This is a genomic window from Bacillus sp. RB3 (assembly GCF_030164735.1).
In the GTDB taxonomy this organism is placed as follows: domain Bacteria; phylum Bacillota; class Bacilli; order Bacillales; family Bacillaceae_G; genus Bacillus_A; species Bacillus_A cereus.
Window position 1 is genome coordinate 1 of sequence record NZ_JASNGE010000029.1, and the last position, 18,434, is coordinate 18,434.

Genomic DNA, 18,434 nt, shown 5'->3' on the forward strand with positions numbered 1-18,434 from the left:
GCCAATAACATCATTGGAAAACGAATAAGGCGTATAGAACTTGATAAATCATAATTAGAAACAATAAATGATGCAATGGCTGTAATAGATACGATAATAACCATAACGTTACTCACAAGTCCAGCTTGAACAGCCGCCTGTCCAATTACAATCCCTCCAACAATACCAATAGTTTGTCCAATAGGTTGTGGTAAGCGAATACCAGCTTCACGTAGCATTTCCAGTGTAATTTCCATTATAAAAGCTTCCAATAAGGGAGAGAAGGGGACCTTAACTCTTGACGTTGCAATAGAAGTGTATAAATCTATAGGAATGATCTCAAAGTGAAAGGATACTATAGCAATATAAAATGCGGGTAAAAAAATAGCTATAATAAATCCTGCAAATCGTAATAAGCGAAAAAAAGATGCAATGAGCCAATGAATATTATAGTCATCTGGGGTTTGAAAAAATCCAATCAAATTCATAGGAACAACCATAGCACCAGGGGATCTATCCATTAACACTGCTACTTTCCCATCAAGTATATGGTTTGAAATGGCGTCTGGACGTTCGCTTAAATAAGCCTGTGGAAAAGGAGTCCAATTTTGATCTTTTGTATAATTAGATAGCTCTCCAATACTTAATACCGCATCTGTTTTGATTTTGCAGATTCTAGTTTCTATTTCTTGGACTACATCTGCGTTTGCTACATCACCTAAGTAAATTAAATAGACTAAAGAAGTGGCTCGTTCTCCAATCGTCAGCTTTTTGATTTTTAACTCTGTAGAAGGAATATATCGACGAATTAGGCCTATATTTTTTGTGACATTCTCAATAAAACCATCATGTGAGCCTTTAATAGTAACTTCTGAAATTGGTTCTTGAATGGCTCTCTCTGCCCAGCCTTTTGTATTTATTAGAAGTGACCGATTTTCTCCTTCCATAAACAGTACACATTGACCCTCAAGTAATCCTTCTTTAATTTCATTCCATGTATATACGATTTTTGTATGAGTAGCAATAATATTAGAATTAAAAATTTGACTGTCTTCATTTACTTCTTGTAATAATGGTGTAACAACATTGGCTTTTAATGCAACACCATCTGTAAGGCCTTCAAAATAATAAAGTAAAATATTCGTGTTTGTTTTTAATTGCAAAGGATGTTCAATCAAATCTGCACTAATATCAAAGATATTATCTAGTGTATTTTTAAGTTGTTTTAGGTTATTTGTTTCGATCTTTTCAATGGTTTTATATGTCTTAGTTTCTAAGGTCTCTTCATTTAAGGACAAAATTGACACCTCTTTAATATATACCGATTAGTTGTAGTTATTATTTTTATATAATTGAATTTTATTCATTAATTTAATCGAATTGGATGTAAGAATTGATAAATTTGATGTGCTATATTATTAATTCAATAATTGAGAGGAAAAAAGTAGAGGTAATTTGTGTGAAAATCTAAGTTTCAAGATAGAATTAAAATTTCAATGATTATAACAAAAAAGAACCATTGATAGGCTCTTTTTCATAGTTGGTAAATATGTTATCAACAATAGATGGCGATTAAGGTAGTAATTTAGATGCCTTTAAGTTAATCATCTGAATTTTGTAGGAAGAATTCTTTTTCCATACCTTAATGCTCAATGAAAAAGGATATTTCATTTATTTGGGTGTTCTAGTGTATTTGAATCTTGCGCACTAACAAATTTTGTTTAGGGACAAAATGTATTTTCTTAATAATCAGAAAAATAACGCGGCAAAATTCTTATTAATTATTTTGGTAGGTATCAAATATTCCTTTGGCCTTATTTTCATGATATTACCGTACGCTTATATGTTTCTAAGGGAAAGAAATACTTTCATTTTTATGACCATCTATTGTTTGATTAAGATCGTAACACGAAATAGAAGCGTTTACAACCAGAAAATAAAGAAAAAATATTAAAATAAGACTTTTTTCGACAATTATTTTATGTTTATATTTCATTTTATTATAGGAAAAGGCGGGGGAAGCGGACCTTTTCCTATAAAATGTTTTGTTGGAATTAGAAATAACTAAAAAAGTAATATTAGCTTAAAATTAAAATGAAATTCAATGATAAGATTATAATTGAATTTTTAAACCTCAGGTGTATTGAAAGTATGGTCAAATTTTAATCCACTTTGCGTTTCTTCCCTTTGTAACTAGCTTAATATGGCCAAACACTTGCAAGGAATTTAAAGCCTTACTGATTGTACTTTCTGCAATGTCTGGATAAGTGTTACGAATACTCTCCTTAGTAAAAGGTTGTTTTTGTTTAAGTATAAAATCTTGAATTCTCTCAACTTTAGTATGTTTACATATAGAATCTAGAACTGTGTTATGAAGATCTTTGTAAGCCTCTAATATAATTGTTAAAAACGTTTTTAACCAAAAGCTATTATTATGTTCCTCGCAGTACCAATTGACCGAAGATTTATAAATCGAATTGTAATAATCAGATTCATTTTTCTTAATATATTTATCCAAACATACATATTTTACAAATGTATGTCCACTCTTAATTAACAGCAATTGCATTAACATAAATGCCAGCCTGTTATTACCTTGATTGAAAGGGACTATGCAATAAAAATTTAATATAAAACGAGCTATTAATAAAAGTGAATGTAGCCCCTTACTAGTATTTAATGAGTTGTATTGATCACATAATTGCTCCATAAACTGTGGAATGAGTTCATGCGGAAGAATGCGGTAACTATTCAAGTGCATTCCATGCTCAGGAATACCTGGAATAATAAAAGGTTTTTCACGCCATTTGGCACTGTCAGAGGTAAGGTAATGTATTAGTTGAAAATGTAATTCCTGTATAGTTGCTGGATTAATTGATAAAGTACAGGAGTTTTTATGTACAAAAGAAAGTGTTTGATAATAACAAAAAATAGCATCTTCAGAAATATTTTGAGGTACTATATCATCTAAAATAAGTTCTTTTAATCTTTTATTAGGAACTTTTATATCCTCATAAATAGTTGTGAAATTTTTTATGTAATGTAGTGGTATAGTTTTTTCTAAACTATTAAATATGTCAGGGTTTTGTTCCTGATAAGCAGCTAATTTTCCTTTGAATTCGCTAATTTCACTTATTAAATTGATTAACCTCCTTTTTAATTCAATATTTTTGTACTTATCATCAAAAAAGTCTCTCATTTTTGTTCCTCCTGTAACCCCTTAACACGTTGTTGCATATATCTTTCCATTCTAAAGGTATGCTACGACATCATTGTAAAATAAAGATATTTTCGGTCTGATTTTGAATATATATCAGAATCTATATTTTTATTTAACAATTAAAATATGGAAATTATAAAGAAGAATCGTTAGGATTCAATTTTAATAGGCATAATCCTAACATCAAATGCACAAATGTACAATAAAAAAATAAAAAAAATAAAACTATCGACTCTTTTGAAATATTATCTAAAAGAGTTTTAAGAAATTGTAGGTATAGATGTGCTTTGGTTTAGGAGTAAATAATAAAGCGGTAATAGAGTTTTCATAGGTAATTAAAAAGTAGATAGACTATTAATTTGTGACAATTACGTGCCTAATCTATCATATGCTTTTATGAGAATTTTAAAATTAAATCCTAACGAGCTGAATTTTCTATATTTAGCATAAATATTAGGGAGGCGTGCTGATGAAATGTATCATTTTATATAGAAATATGTAACGTTTAACACTCGTATTGTAAAATATTTTGACATACGTTAATTTAAATATTAGGTACAGGAACATTTAATAAAAACTCAGTACTAAAGTACCCTTTAAACGTTTCACCCTAAGAACGTTTCTCAAGCACACTGAAGTTTACCCGTTGTTTCTGTGCCTTATTAGATAAAAATAATATAATAAATTTTTAGAATATGATAATGAAAAATGGGTTTTCAAATATTTTCTCCTTAAATATTAACAATCTCTTGATAATCTGCTTAAAGTAAGAAAATGCAGGATAGACAATGGTTATTAATAAAGAAAATACAGTTAAGCTAGATACCTTAAGTCATTTTATAAGTAATTAAGCGTTAGATTGAATTAGTAAGAATATTATATGTGTTTGCTAAATGGCTTGTTTTAATTGTTCTGTTACTATTAATTTATGAATTTTAACATTTAGAAGCTAGTCAACATATAGGTTATATTGATTATGTGGGTTTTAAACCTCAAGTGTATATGTTTAAGGTTAAGGGATTTGTGAGTGTTATAAAAGAAGTGAAAGTCTGGAAGAAACGGGTATAATCGGTTTCTTCCAGACTTTTTTTGCTTTTTTGTAATATAAAAAAATTATTTTTCCTACATGATTTAATTATCTGTTTTAATATTTGAATTTTTTGTGAAATTAAACAAAGTTTTTATTCTTTTTTAAAAACATAATGTTACAAAATAGACTTATTGTATTTATTTTATTTTTATATGAGATTAAAAATAATAATAAACGTACCAATGTATGAGAGGTATTAGTATATTTATTAGTAATTTGTTCGTTTATCTCTATATTGCTATTATATTAGCGATAACAATAATATATTGGGGGGACAAGAATGAATTTGAAATTAACATCTAAATTGGAAAGATTAAGAAAAAGTAAAAAAGGAATTGGTGCTTGTGTTTTAGCTGCAGGGGTAACGGCTATTACTATGATTCCTCAAAGTGCTTATGCACATGGATTTGTTGAAAAGCCAAGTAGCCGTGCTGCTTTATGTAGTCAGAATTATGGAGCACTGAATTTAAATTGTGGAAATATAATGTACGAACCTCAAAGCCTAGAAGCACCTAAAGGATTCCCAGATGGGGGACCGATTGATGGAAAAATCGCTTCGGCAGGAGGACTGTTTGGAGGAATTCTTGACCAACAAACATCAAATCGCTGGTTCAAAAACACGATTAAGGGTGGAGCAAATACCTTTACATGGAAATATACAGCTGCACATCCTACAAGTAATTGGCATTATTACATTACAAAAAAGGGATGGGATCCTAATAAACCATTAACACGTGCTGAATTAGAACCAATTGGAACTGTGAAACATGATGGTTCTGCCGCATCAAATAATTTAACACATACAATTAATGTACCAACTGATCGCAATGGTTATCATGTTATTTTAGCTGTATGGGATGTAGCAGATACGTCAAATGCGTTTTATAATGTTATTGATGTAAATCTAGTAAATAATGAAACTCCCGATACAGTAGCTCCAAGTCAACCAACTGAATTAAATGCGTCTAAAGTTACTGCCAATAGTGTTGCACTAACATGGAAGGCTTCTACGGATAATATAGGTGTAAAGGAATATCAAGTGTTACGCAATGGGGAAGTAATTGATACGGTACCAGGTACAACATTTATTGATAAAAAACTAAAAGCAAATACGGAATATACCTATACAATAAAGGCGTTAGACTCTGCTGGAAACATATCAAAAGAAAGTGAAGAACTAAAGGTTAAGACCACAAATGAAATCCCAGATATAGAAGCTCCGACTCAACCGAAAGGATTACATAGTATGAGTACAACAGCAACAACTGTTGACTTGATGTGGAGTCCGTCTGAAGATAATGTAGGCGTAGACCATTATATTGTATATAGAGAAAGCGCTGGGGTTATGAATAAAATTGGGATAGCTGCTAATACATCCTTTATGGATAAAGATTTGAAGGCTAATACATCGTATAAATATGTAGTGACGGCGGTTGATTTAGCTGGAAATGAATCTAGTAGAAGTGATGTTTTGAATGTAACAACAAAATCAGAGGATTCCACATATGAAAAATGGGATGCAAGAAAAGCATATACTAAGGGTGATAGAGTAGTACATGAGGGAAAAGTGTATGAAGCGGTTCAAGATCATCAAGGAAATGGTGACTCAAATTGGATTTTTGCCTTATCGCTTTGGAAGCCAGTTTTGAATAAATGATAAGGTGGAAAAGGTAGTTAACAATTTTGAATTTCTCTTTAAAAAGTAAGGGCCGTTCCAAACATGAATTATCTAATGGTTTAAATGGTATATAAATAAATTTAATCATCATCCTAATGTTAACGAATTAAAATCAAAAAAGAATCCGAATGGTATTCCATCAAAAAGGAATTTCATTTGGATTCTTTATTTTTTAATTTGTAATAGCATATATTTTCACTGTGAATTTGCTAGTGGCACCAATTGGACTTGCAATATAATATTTAGTATTTGTGTAAGCTTCAGTCCTAGATCCATGTGAAATGTTTTTCCAACGAGTAGAATCTATTCCAAGGGAAACATCAATCATTACATTGAAAGAGATAGTAGAAGAATAATCTTTTTCTGAAGGCTCAATAACCCATTTTAATTCTTTGGTACCTACAGGTAAACTATCAATTTTAAAGTTTTGACTGGATCGATTTTGTTGTCCGGATAATGGACTAGATTCAGATGATGTTTGCGAAATTAATATTTCTTTTTCATTAGAATGTATACCATTTAATTTAATGATACTACCAATTAAACCTGGACCAGGAAAATCAGCTGCGATGATACCAGAATGTTTAATGATGCCTTGTTGTAAGAGTTCGGTCCCAAGTGTATTCATTCCTCCATAGTATACTTGTTCGTTTCTATCGCGAGGGAAATCACTCCATGCATTTGTGGAATTCGTTTGAATTAATTTAGGACTACTATCAGTATTTCTGCTCTCTTTGCCGCTTGCAATAAACCAAGGATATACATTATTTAAAAATGCTGCTGCGCCTCCTGTACCACTAAAATGGTTGAGATAAATTTTTCCATTATTAAAGTTAGTATTTGCATTTTGTAGATGGGTTTTTATCTCAATCCATTTTGCATATATTTCATCTGGTCCGCTTCCAATTTCAAACTTATCTTGTATATTCAAACCTTCGTAATCAATACCGTACAATTGAGTGGATGTAAAGTTTTGTAAGATTACAATTTTCCCGCGGGTATCTCCTAAAGCAGGGTTATTTCTATCTGAAGTTGGTACGGAATTAGGGTTCCAAAAATATGAAGCATTAACGTTTTTATATTTTAAAAATATCTCCTCAAATGATAGAGAGCCGCTTTCAGGAGTAGTTTCTTCTTTTAGGCGCATTAATATTGTTTCTGTTGGATGATCTTTTAAAAATTGAATTGTCTCTTTTAATACATCTTCAAACATAGCTTTTTGATTTACAATGCCATGATACATTGCAAAAGAATCTTTTCCACGTTTAACACGCATATCTACATATCGGATTCCAGAATTTAATTGTTGGGATAGACTCATAGTTTGATTTCTTGTCAAATTTTCATCAAGAAAGCTTGCTCCATGTAAAGCCATAGTACCATGAGTCCCTGGAATAGATATTTCACTTAATTTTGTAGAATCTTCTATTTTCGACATCCACGCTGGATTTTGATATCCTATATTGGATTCATAGGAATAACCTGAATGACTATCAGCTAAAATAGTAGATGGTGTACTTAAACTTGCTAGTGTAATACAAGTGAGGATGCTAATTTTAATGGAATTTCTCATTTTTATTTTCTTCATTTGATCTCTCCTGACTTTTAAATAATCGCTAGAAGATTTTTTACTATATTTATTGTTTTTCATTCTTAAGGTAATAAATTTTTGGAGTTGATAATAATTAAAAATAGGGGGAGTAAGTTATTTGAGACTTTAATAATTTGTTTTTATAAATTGTACCTAATAGCCAAACGTATTCTTGAAAAATCGAAATATAGCCTCCAAAAACCAACCGTTGCTCGTATTGTATACAAACAAAACAGAAGCCTTAAAAAAGACTTCTATTTTATGACATATAATGAATGATTAGGTGGTAAACAAATCAAGATAATGTGACTGAGTGGTAAAAATTTATTAATAGCTGTTTTAGAATCTCTTATAATAAGGCTAATTACGAAAAGTGGATCTCTACAATGCTAATAAAAATTGGGAAATCCTACTTGTTAAAACTTAGACTAACTACAGTTGCGATTGATTGGGCTGCATGTTCCCAGCTTCCATCTATAACTTTACCAATCTGCTGACCAAGTGTATTTAAATCATTTGGATTAACTGGAATTCCATTATACGCAGCAAGAATTGATAAAAGTGGAGCAGCAAATGGTGTCCAACCACCTCTATCAATATTAAATACAGGTTTATCTAGTACCTTTCCATCTTGTACGGTAAACCCATAATAAAATTGATCATCTGGACGAAAACTTAAATGATGAGAAATTTGCCCCTTAACATATTTTTTCCTGCACCTAGATTTACTACTTCTATTTCTTTCACATTAAATTCATGTTCAAATACTTTGATTTTTTTGACTTCTGGACCGTTTAAGGCAGCTTGAACGGCTGTTTCCAAATTGTTTTGTGCAAAAGGTTGAATACTCATTTGTGCCTCTTTTTGTTGAATAGGAACCTCTTTTTCTGCAGCAAATACCGAGGTAGTAGGTAGTGCACCTGTAGCTAATGTAGCTGCAAGGGCTGTTGTCATGATGCTTTTTCTTTTCATCTTCATAGTTTTCCTTCCTCTCTTAAAGTTATGATATATAATCTTTTCAAGACTGACACGGTACAATTTTTTCATAATGTACGTAAAAATTAGTTTAAGAATAATGTGAAATTGTGTCAGAAAATTAAAGTTAATTATATATATTTAAGATGATATATATCTACACGTATTTTTTAAATTTTTAGATAAATGTAATAGTAATGATTTCTTAAGAATCAATTTAGCACCTTGTTTATCTGGAAAAGTCCTATAAAATACATTTAGTTCATAGTAAAAGTAATATATTTAATATCAAGCGTCTTACATAATGCGATAAAATTTCACAATTTTTTATTATTATATACAGAAAAAGGTAACGGAAAATAAGCAATATGTAATACTTGTTATAGGTGTGAATTATGCGAATATACTTATTGTAACAGCTAAGATGTTAGATAATATTTTGCTTAAAAACATTACTTATTCGGATTAATGAAAAGCATTTTAATGTATTAGTTTGATTTGACATAAAAAGAGGAAGCATTTTTATTTGCGTCCTCTTTTTATAATAATTTATTTAGTTCATTTTCTATCAATCCGTTTAATCCTTTAATAATACTGTAGGCTCAGGAGCTTTTTCTTTTGTTTTATTGATAATACTCCTTCTTGGTACTATTCTAAGTATTTTTCGGCTAGGTAAGACGGATATGATGAAATAGGGGGGGGCCATTTTAAAGTAGGATAAATTACTTTTTGAAGTTGGTATACAGTTCTTTAATAAATAAAGTTTTTGCAATATGCCTTTATCTTTAGGATGAAGCATGGAATCTGTCATTATGAAATATTTGTGATGATAGATAAAAACTTTTCCTTCCGGTATGATCGTGTAATTAGATACATTCGGATAAATAGGTGGTCCATCTAAAAATTGATCTAAACTACGTTGTGAAACTTTAATAATATCTTGAATTGAAAATTTAAATTTGCGAAATGCTACGGTGTTAATAAATGGACGTTTTTGATTATTTTCTATATAAAATAATACTCCTTTTTCATTTTGCACAACCCGTAGATTTGATATTGATGTTGTAAGGCTTATGGGTGGTCCTTCTGTATATTTGTAGATAAGCAGAATTATGTGAAACGAGAGATTGCGAGAAATTCAAACATGGCTATGATAAATATGTTGAGTTATTAGCTAAAATCCTTCGTGATTGTGGATTATCAGTAAAAGGATTATGGACTCTTTACTATGTAACAGCTTGGGAAGAAGTGAAGAAAGATGAGCTTCCTACGAAGGTAAAAGAAAAATTAGGTGTGTAATAATCAGTTATTTGTGACGGCGGATTTTCCTACGGGGTGGGTTCGCCGTTTTTCTTATTTACATCGAGAAACTCATGTATTCTATGTTAGAGTGCAAGTTATTTAAAATAGTAACCTCCATAATGAGTGAGTTATTTTTATAATAAGTTAGTCTTTTACAAAGAGCTGGTATAAAGGAAGTAGTTAATTTAAAAGGCGGATTTCTTGAGTGGAAAAAGTTTGGATTACCATACGAGAATTAATTTTTATCTAGTAATTCATTAAATTAGATATTTATCTTATTAATAAATTGCTTATGTTATTACAATTATAATAAATATTGGGTAATAAAACCAGTCTTGTAGTATAATGTATATCGTATTAATATTTATATATTCTTGTTAAATATTATAGGATTGGGTGATGATATTGATGAAAACAATTAAATCTATAACATGTATGTCAGTTTTATTATTCATTTTTACATTATTTTTACCAAAAAATTTAGCATTCGCAGAAGAGATGGATAAGGTTTGGGATCCAGAGAAAGGGACTATTTCTGGTTATATCTGGTTTGATGAAAATGAGGATGGTTGGATTGATCCTGAGGAACAAACAATCGCACCTGAAATAGGTGAAATAAAGTTATATTTAATTAATGAAAATGAAGAAATAGTTGAAGAAAAAATAGTGTCTAGATTACAAAATGGGCAAGCTCATTACTATTTTGAGGTAGAAGAAGGAAAGTATAAAATACGAGCTGAATTTACTGAAAAGGGAAAATATCAGCTTACTAGAGATGGAAGAGATTCATTTTTCAATTCTACAACAAACGAAACAAGGTATTTTGAAATTATGAAGTCATACAATATAGATAGTATTCAGCTAGGGTATAAAAAGCTTCTTAAGTCTATTTAAAGTAAGGACAAAAGCTAAAGATGATAGTAAAAAGGTTGGATTTCAATTTTAAGTGGGGCATGCGCCTCGCTTTTTTTATAACAGACTTGTTGAATATATTATTTGATGTGATGTTATATGAGAAAAGTGGAGGCGTTTATCGTTGATGATTTTTGGACGATTAGATCGTGAACAGAGCTTTAATGTTTTATTTTGTATCTTTACTGTAATGGAATTATGTGCGACTACAGCACCAGAACATTGAGTTTTCTAGTTCTTTAAAATAGAGACTTGTATTTTATTGTATCATTAGATTAATCTCACAGAATAAGAAAATGTAATATGCCCCTATTTGAAGGTTTTTTTATTATTGGTAATTTCATGTACCGTATTTAAAAATAAATCCAATTGGGAAGAAGTGAAGCAGGATGAGCTTCCTACAAAAGTGAAAGAAAGACTTGCTGCGAAATAATAAAAAGGATTTGGCCTTAAAGGTCAAATCCTTTTCTGTTTTCAAAATCTTTTTGTGAAATGAATATAAATCCATATTTTTGAGCCTTATTTATAAAATAGATGCTGCTATCCTTCCACGAATTTCGTATGAAACTTAAGAACAAACGTAAAACGGTATGAAAAGACTAGAAATTCTCTTCATACCGTTTGTATTATTTAGTCATTTAACATATTGATATATTTAATTGTGAATCAGACCAATGTTAATCTGGATTAGTCATTACTATTTTTGATGCCCACTAATACTTAACGTAAGATTTGGTTTGATTGCTACACAGACTTCGTAAGCGAGAAATTGTACACTATATAAAACAGTAAAATAAAATAGCCGATCCCTTAGCGTGCAAGGAATCGGCTATTTTATGTCTAAATTCTGTTCAAACGCACAGTTTTCTTTTTTGATATTGTGACTCTATGCCCACCAAGCTAAGATTTTTAATTACCCCTAAAAAGAAAAAGTTATTTCTCTACAGTCATTTATGAAAAATTAATCGAATTTCTTTTTTTTACAGATGATTAATTTTTAAAAATTATACTCAAGGGTTAGGGTTTCACAATAACTTTTATGAACTATTAATACTTCATAAAAGTTATTGTGAATTTTGTGAATGAGTGTTTTTGACTTTCTACTTTAATAAATCCATGGTGAGCTTCGATAATTGATTTCGCTAGTGCTAAGCCAATTCCAATGGAGCCTTCTTTATTAGAATTTTTTGTTTTGTAAAATCTATCGAATATATATGGCAAATCTTCTGATGCAATACCTTCACCAAAATCTTGAATTATTATTTCAGTATGAATAGGAGAGTTTGTGACTTCAATATAAATAGAACTACTATCATTTGAATGTTCAATGGAATTCTTTAAAATATTTAATAAAGCTTCTTGCATCCAAATACTGTCATGGAAAAGTGATATTTTTTCATTGGTTTTTAAATGTATGCTCATATTTTTTTTATTTAATTTACTGTTCAAACTAGCAATGACCTCATAAATTGTATCAATAATATCAGAGTTTTCTTTTTCAAATAGTATTGCTCTAGCATCTATTTTTGAAACTTTTAATAAATTATGTATTAAAAAGTTGATTCTTGAAATTTGAACATCATTATTGTGTAAAAAATGATATTGTTGTTCATTTAATTTACCTTGTAATAAGATATCATTGTTCACTGTTAGTGTTGAGAGGGGTGTTTTTAGTTGATGAGAAATATCTTGTAAAGTTTGAATTAAAAATTGTTTTTCTTCCATTAAATTATGCATACTTTTTCTAATAACATTTTTCAGTTTATGAAAAGAATTAGCAAGTTTAGCTAGATCACCTTCTCTATTTTCCTTGATATCAATGGTGTAATCACCTTCAATAATTTTATTCGCTGCAGCTGTTACATTTCTAATTTTTAAGAAAAAAGATTTATATTGTAAGTAATTTAGAAAAATTAGGATTAAGCTGAACCCTATTGCTCCAAGGAACATGTATATATTGTTTTGGGATATATGTTTATTTAAATAAGGAAAAAGTCTTGAATCCAATTCAGCAGATAGACCGTATTGTTTTAATAGCATTTCTCCATCACTGGAGTAATCTTTTTTATTGGCTGTATCATTTGTAAGTGCTTGTATTATTTCGTATTCATTTTCTGGGTTTTGTTCAATTAGTTTTCCAGTAATTTCACTCCAAATAGTAATATAATCATTTTTTAAATGGTCATATAGAATATGAACTGTGATAACTTGATATATAATAAATAAAAAAGAGATTAATGCTAATGTAAGTATATTAATTTTTATTTCTCTATTTATCATTAAATTACTCCTTACTGACGTCTTTATTCCAGAAATATCCGACACCTCTTTGTGTGATTATACAGTCAGGATTTTGTGGATTATCCTCAATTTTACTTCTCAATCTTTTTACATAAACAGAAAGAGTATTTTCATCGAAAAACACTTCACCTTCATCTGCTATTTTTTTCAATATCTCATTTCTTTGTAACACTTTATGAGGATTTAGCATTAACGTTAATAAGAGTTTGTATTCTAAATGTGTTAAATTTATACTTTTCTCATGCTTAAAGGCTCTGGCTGCTTCAACTTCAAGCTGTATATTTTCAGACTTCAATATAGTATTAGAAGCTGTTTTAATTTTTTTTCTTAATTGTACTTTTACTCTAGATAATAGCTCTTTTACCCTGAAGGGTTTTGTTATATAATCATCTCCACCAATATCAAGGCCCATTACTACATTTGCCTCCTCATCCAGTGCTGTGAGAAAAATAATAGGTATATCACCTTTTCTTTTAAGATAGGTACATAAATCATACCCATTTCCATCTGGGAGTCCAACATCCAATATAGCTAAGTCAAATTTATTATTTTCGTATTGGTCTTTTGCATCTTGTACAGTAGAAACTCTTATGACCTCAAGTCCTTCTCCTTTTAGAGTAAACTCAATAGCCATTCCTAGATCGTTATCGTCTTCAACGAATAATACTTTATCCACAGTATCTCTCCTCATTTGTCTTTGATTATGGCAGTATTTTAGATTATGACAGTTATTTTACACGTTGATTGGCTAATTTAAAATAGTTTAGTATGGAAATGGATTTTTAGAGGCTTTTCTGAGTATAAGCATAATACCCAAATCGACTTAAAGCTTTTCAGTACATAATGAGATACAACAATTACTTAAAGCAGAATATTTATGTAATTCATACATGTACTTGCTTAAATTTTGAAAAACCTTGTAATAGTGTCTTGTTGAATTTGTACGTTTTTATACAATCAGTAAAGTTTTGTTTAAGTTATCTTATACAAAAATGTTAAATGAAATTTGAATTCACATTAATTATGTAAATGAATTTTAAAAAACAGATCATTGAGAATAAGAGCCGAATGGGAGCGGATTTTTGAGAATTTGAAAAGTATGTGTGTACTTAAATAAGTGTATAAAAGCCGTTTAATTTTAAAGTATATCTTAATCAGAGTTACGAGTATATAAAAAGTTAGATTTAGTAATCTTACTAAACTGTAAGATTAAAGTATATATAGTAAGACAAGAGTTATTCAATTAACAATTAAAGACGTCTATACTGAAAGTAATCATTCTTTATTAAAACTTGTAGCATTTTAGCCACTGTTTATATAAAGAAAAAACCTACTGTTCTAATCCCAGATTAAACATAGTATATGAGGAGGAAGAAAATGAAAAAAATAATAGGCTTTCTAGTAGTAACAGCAATTTTTATAGGTATAGGGTTTGCTGTAAATCGGTATATAAATGGTCCCTCACAACCAGTAAACGGTATCATGGTATCTGGAACGAAAGAAAATATATCAGCTGTCAAAAATCTGTATAAAGATCAAAACGTACGAACAACAGATTATAGTTATAAATTGGTCACAGAAATAATCAAACAAGAATTCACTACCGAACAGAAAGAAGAAATTAAGAAAGAATGGAAAGAAAAAGGAGGAAATATGACTGAAGAAGAGATAGACAAGGAACTTAATAAACCATCTGTTACAAAGAAACAATATGCGGTTATTACAAAATCTACAGCTGAAAAATTCTTAAAAAAAGGAATTATAAGAACACCCTTATCTAAAGAAGATAGTTCAATGACTTCAGCCTCGGTAAAAGAAATAAAAGAATTAGCGAGGGAAAAAAACATCTTTTATAGAAAAAATGCGGAAGATGGGGAAGTTAAGGATGGAAATTTAAATTTAAATGGACAAATGATACCTGTTCAACATATTGAACAAAATAATTGGATTGGCTATTTTTCATCACCGATAGTAATTGTTAATGAGGAAACATATAAACAATTAAAAGAAAAAGAAGTAAGCCTTTCGTTAATTCAGTTTGCAAAAGAAAATTTTGATTATAAAAATAAAAACAAGGTAAAAAAGGTGGTCGAATACGTTTCGAAAGTGTATGCAGTAAAAGACGAGAATGGTGAGTACGATAAGGATAAAATCTATTTTGTAGAGATTCAAAATTAATCTGTGAAAAGGATGAGTTGTATGGAGGTTGTTAGATTAGAAAATGTAGTAAAGACATATGGAGAGGGAGAAACGCAAGTACAGGCGTTAAAAGGAATTAATCTCTCCATTCATAGGGGAGAATTCGTAACCATAGTTGGAGCATCAGGTTCTGGTAAAAGTACCTTATTGCATATTTTAGGAGGGCTGGATCGTCCGAGTTCGGGAAATGTGTTTATAGGTGATGAAAATATCTACAATTATAAAGATAATGAACTCTCTATTTTTCGCCGAAGAAAAGTTGGCTTTATATTTCAGTTTTTTAATTTAATTCCTGTCTTGAATGTACAAGAAAATATTGCTTTGCCAGCTCTATTGGACGAAGAACAGGTAGATGATCATTACCTGGATGAAATTATAAGAACACTAGGGTTAAATGAAAGACGAGATCATTTGCCTTCTGAATTATCGGGTGGTCAACAACAAAGGGTATCTATTGGTAGATCTCTTATAAATAAACCCGATATTATCTTAGCGGATGAACCAACCGGAAATCTAGATACAAAAAATACAAAAGAAGTTCTGAATTTATTAAAAGTAACGGCTAAAAAATATAATCAGACGGTGATTTTAATTACTCATGATCCTGCTATCGCATCAAACTCTGATCGAATTATAACCATTACAGATGGCATGATTATTTCAGATAAACAATTAGTGCAAAATCAAGAAAAATGTGGAGGGGAGGAGTATTGATTCATAGTTACAAACAGTTAAGTCAAAAATATCTCAGAAGTAATATAAAACGTACTTTGCTAACATTAACAGGTATTATTCTAGCGTTGGCGCTAATAACAACGATTGGACTTTTTTTAAATAGTGGATACACTTCGGGAATTGAAAATGCTAAAAAAGGTTCTATGGGTTCTGCAAATATTTCAGTTGAAAATTATAATCAAAAGCTTTTCAATATGATAAAAAGTAATCCTAATATATCTTCTTATGGCATCATAACTCCAGGAGAGGTAATCCAATTTGATGAGATAGCTGTCTCTTATATGTATGCAGATCATCAAGCATTGAAGCTGTTAAAGTCTAGTATTCCTGTAGAAGGTAAGCTACCTTCAAATGAAAACGAGGCTGTTTTAGAAAAATGGATGCTGCCTTACTTCGGGCCTAATCTTAAATTAGGCGGTATGTTTACTATTCATGAAAAAAAATATAAACTTGTTGGTTTGTTAAATAAGTCTAGTAGTAATCAGGAAAATAAGCCCGGTCAATTATTGACATATAAAAATAAGTTTAAAGTTGGAGAAGGTAGCGTATTGATTGAATTGCATAAGTACGCAAACTTTGATGAAGTTGAAAATCAATTTAAATTATTGACGAATAAAGAAAATATAAGAGTGAATGACCAATTAAAGAAAGCCTTAAAGCCTAGTGTGGAGATAATGGCGGCAGCCGCTATTAGTATTGGGATTGTTGTGATTTCTACAATTGTTATTATTTATAATGCATTTCAAATTAGTATAGTAGAGCGAATGAAACAGTTTGGCCTATTGAGGAGTATAGGAGCTACAAAAAAACAAATCAGGAAAATTGTGATAAGAGAAGCAACATTTCTTTCTATTATTGCTATCTTTTTTGGGATTTTGTGCAGCATATTAGTAGTCTTTTTACTTAATCAAGTACTGATAAACATACTTAAAAACTCTATGGGATATACAATTAAATTAGATTGGTTAATTATATGTGTATGTTCTTTAATTACATTGATAACTGTTTATATTTCAAGCTATTTTCCTGCTTTTTTTGCAGGTAGAATTTCACCGTTATTGGCCGTAAGTAGCCGATTAGCTATAAAAAAAGAAAAAATAAAGAAAAAAAAGAGAACTAAATTAAAGAAACCACTATCTTTTCCGTTAAGTATGGCATTAAAAAATATCAAAAGGAATCCGAATAGATATACAGTTACAATTTTGTCTATTATTATAAGTAGTGTACTATATATCACGTTTACGTTTCTCATAGATACTGCCATTCAGCGTAAACAACCGGAAATTCAAGCTCTAAAATCGGATATATCAGTTACGGTTAATTCAAATTTAGACAAGCCTAGCATAGATCGTATGAGTCAAAATATTTATAAAGTTAATAACGTAGAGAAGCTGTACAAGCAATATCAGGCAAATAATTTTTATACGAAAGTACCAAAAAATAAACAAATTAAAGAATTACAAGGAAATGAATCGCTGTATCAAAAAGTAAAATATAATAATCAAACTGTAGAAATTATGAAAACACAAATAAAAGCATACGATGAGAATAGTTTAAAGAAACTAGCTGGAAATGTAACTAGTGGAAGAATTGATATTTCAAAATTAAATCGTGAAAAAGAGGTTGTTTTAGTAAAACAAGCTGCATCAAATGATATGAATACAAGTAAAAAATATATAGGTTCTCTAAGTACTTTTAAGGTAGGGGATGAAATCCAAATAACAAGTCAGCAAGAAAGAAAATCTACAGAGGAAATCTCCTACAATGAAGAAAAACTAGAAACTTTAAAAATAGCTGCTATTGTAGAATTGGACATTTTTAATATGAGCAGAGTGATGGATACCATAACTTTTATTACTAGTGAACAAATAGCCGAATATATTACACCGTCTCCACAAAAATTAACAGGTTTTGAAATTGATTTAGAGAATCAATCTCGGGCTGATGCTACAATTTTAGATATACAAAAGAAACTGGGTGGAGATGCATCTATAGATGTACAAAATAATATTGTTCAAAGTAATTTCCATACAGACAATATACTTTATATAAAAATATTAGGGTACGGATTTATAGCTGTTATTACACTAATTGGTTGTGTAAATATTTTAAATACCATTACAGTCAGCATCATTATGAGAAGAAAAGAATTGGCTGCTTTAAAATCGATTGGTATGTCGCAGAAGGATTTGAAAAAGATGGTTATATATGAAGGACTTCTGTACGGTTTCTTTGGAAGCATACAAGGGATCTTTTTCGGCTGTATGCTGTCGTATATTCTTTATGTAGCACTGTCAAATACGGTGTCGTTTGAATGGATTATACCTTATCAATCTAGCTTTATCACATTTATAACTGCACTTTTGATTAGTTATGTATCGGTACTAATTCCGCTTCGGAAAATTAAAAAGGATAACGTTATAGATGTAATTAGAGAAGAATAGCAGTAGTT

The 18,434-nt window shown here is 30.0% G+C and carries 10 protein-coding genes and 4 pseudogenes; 7 read left to right on the forward strand and 7 right to left on the reverse strand.

What is annotated here, in order from left to right; translation table 11 throughout:
• Together QO049_RS24835 and QO049_RS24840 are read right to left on the reverse strand one after the other, a co-directional pair.
• A partial coding sequence (locus tag QO049_RS24835; RefSeq protein WP_284489566.1) for a spore germination protein occupies positions 1-1,277 on the reverse strand: 1,277 nt, incomplete at its 3' end.
• 857 nt (positions 1,278-2,134) lie between these two features.
• Positions 2,135-3,178, reverse strand: a complete 1,044-nt coding sequence (locus QO049_RS24840; protein ID WP_001204220.1) for a Fic family protein — start codon at positions 3,176-3,178, stop codon at positions 2,135-2,137.
• A gap of 1,391 nt (positions 3,179-4,569) precedes the next feature.
• Here QO049_RS24840 and QO049_RS24845 point away from each other — a divergent pair.
• On the forward strand, positions 4,570-5,946 hold the full coding sequence (locus QO049_RS24845) for a lytic polysaccharide monooxygenase (RefSeq protein WP_153600653.1): 1,377 nt from the start codon (positions 4,570-4,572) through the stop codon (positions 5,944-5,946).
• Between the two features lie 193 nt (positions 5,947-6,139).
• On the opposite strand, the gene QO049_RS24850 is transcribed toward QO049_RS24845, so the two are convergent.
• The 3 genes and pseudogenes from QO049_RS24850 to QO049_RS24860 all read right to left on the reverse strand — a co-directional run.
• Complete coding sequence (locus QO049_RS24850; protein ID WP_284489567.1) at positions 6,140-7,555, reverse strand: phosphatidylinositol-specific phospholipase C; 1,416 nt, start codon at positions 7,553-7,555, stop codon at positions 6,140-6,142.
• Positions 7,556-7,967: 412 nt separating this feature from the next.
• Positions 7,968-8,536: pseudogene (locus tag QO049_RS24855) on the reverse strand (methyltransferase).
• A gap of 645 nt (positions 8,537-9,181) precedes the next feature.
• Positions 9,182-9,635, reverse strand: a pseudogene (locus tag QO049_RS24860) (glycosyltransferase family 2 protein); the annotation flags it as partial.
• A 5-nt stretch (positions 9,636-9,640) separates the two neighbouring features.
• Here QO049_RS24860 and QO049_RS24865 point away from each other — a divergent pair.
• From QO049_RS24865 to QO049_RS24875, 3 genes and pseudogenes are all read left to right on the forward strand, one after another.
• Positions 9,641-9,775: pseudogene (locus tag QO049_RS24865) on the forward strand (N-acetylmuramoyl-L-alanine amidase); the annotation flags it as partial.
• Positions 9,776-9,981: 206 nt separating this feature from the next.
• Positions 9,982-10,074: pseudogene (locus QO049_RS24870) on the forward strand (rhodanese-like domain-containing protein); the annotation flags it as partial.
• Between the two features lie 169 nt (positions 10,075-10,243).
• Positions 10,244-10,729 (forward strand): SdrD B-like domain-containing protein, encoded by a 486-nt coding sequence (locus QO049_RS24875; protein ID WP_284489568.1) that lies wholly within the window; start codon positions 10,244-10,246, stop codon positions 10,727-10,729.
• A 1,065-nt stretch (positions 10,730-11,794) separates the two neighbouring features.
• On the opposite strand, the gene QO049_RS24880 is transcribed toward QO049_RS24875, so the two are convergent.
• The gene (locus tag QO049_RS24880) at positions 11,795-13,027 is read right to left on the reverse strand and encodes a sensor histidine kinase (RefSeq protein WP_087948258.1); all 1,233 of its coding nucleotides are present in this window, start codon (positions 13,025-13,027) and stop codon (positions 11,795-11,797) included.
• Between the two features lie 4 nt (positions 13,028-13,031).
• Positions 13,032-13,724 carry a response regulator transcription factor gene (locus QO049_RS24885; RefSeq protein WP_000362055.1) on the reverse strand — a complete coding sequence of 231 codons (693 nt, stop codon included), beginning with the start codon at positions 13,722-13,724 and terminating at the stop codon, positions 13,032-13,034.
• 701 nt (positions 13,725-14,425) lie between these two features.
• On the opposite strand from QO049_RS24885, the gene QO049_RS24890 reads away from it, so the two are divergent.
• Genes QO049_RS24890 through QO049_RS24900 form a run of 3 tightly spaced genes read left to right on the forward strand, consistent with a single transcriptional unit; the run spans position 14,426 to position 18,426 of the window.
• On the forward strand, positions 14,426-15,226 hold the full coding sequence (locus QO049_RS24890) for a lipoprotein BA_5634 family protein (protein WP_098221080.1): 801 nt from the start codon (positions 14,426-14,428) through the stop codon (positions 15,224-15,226).
• 21 nt (positions 15,227-15,247) lie between these two features.
• Positions 15,248-15,961, forward strand: a complete 714-nt coding sequence (locus QO049_RS24895) for an ABC transporter ATP-binding protein (protein WP_000454407.1) — start codon at positions 15,248-15,250, stop codon at positions 15,959-15,961.
• Positions 15,958-18,426, forward strand: coding sequence for an ABC transporter permease (locus tag QO049_RS24900; protein ID WP_284489569.1), 2,469 nt, complete (start codon positions 15,958-15,960; stop codon positions 18,424-18,426). Before QO049_RS24895 ends, QO049_RS24900 begins: the two co-directional genes overlap by 4 nt.
• Positions 18,427-18,434: the final 8 nt, after the last annotated feature.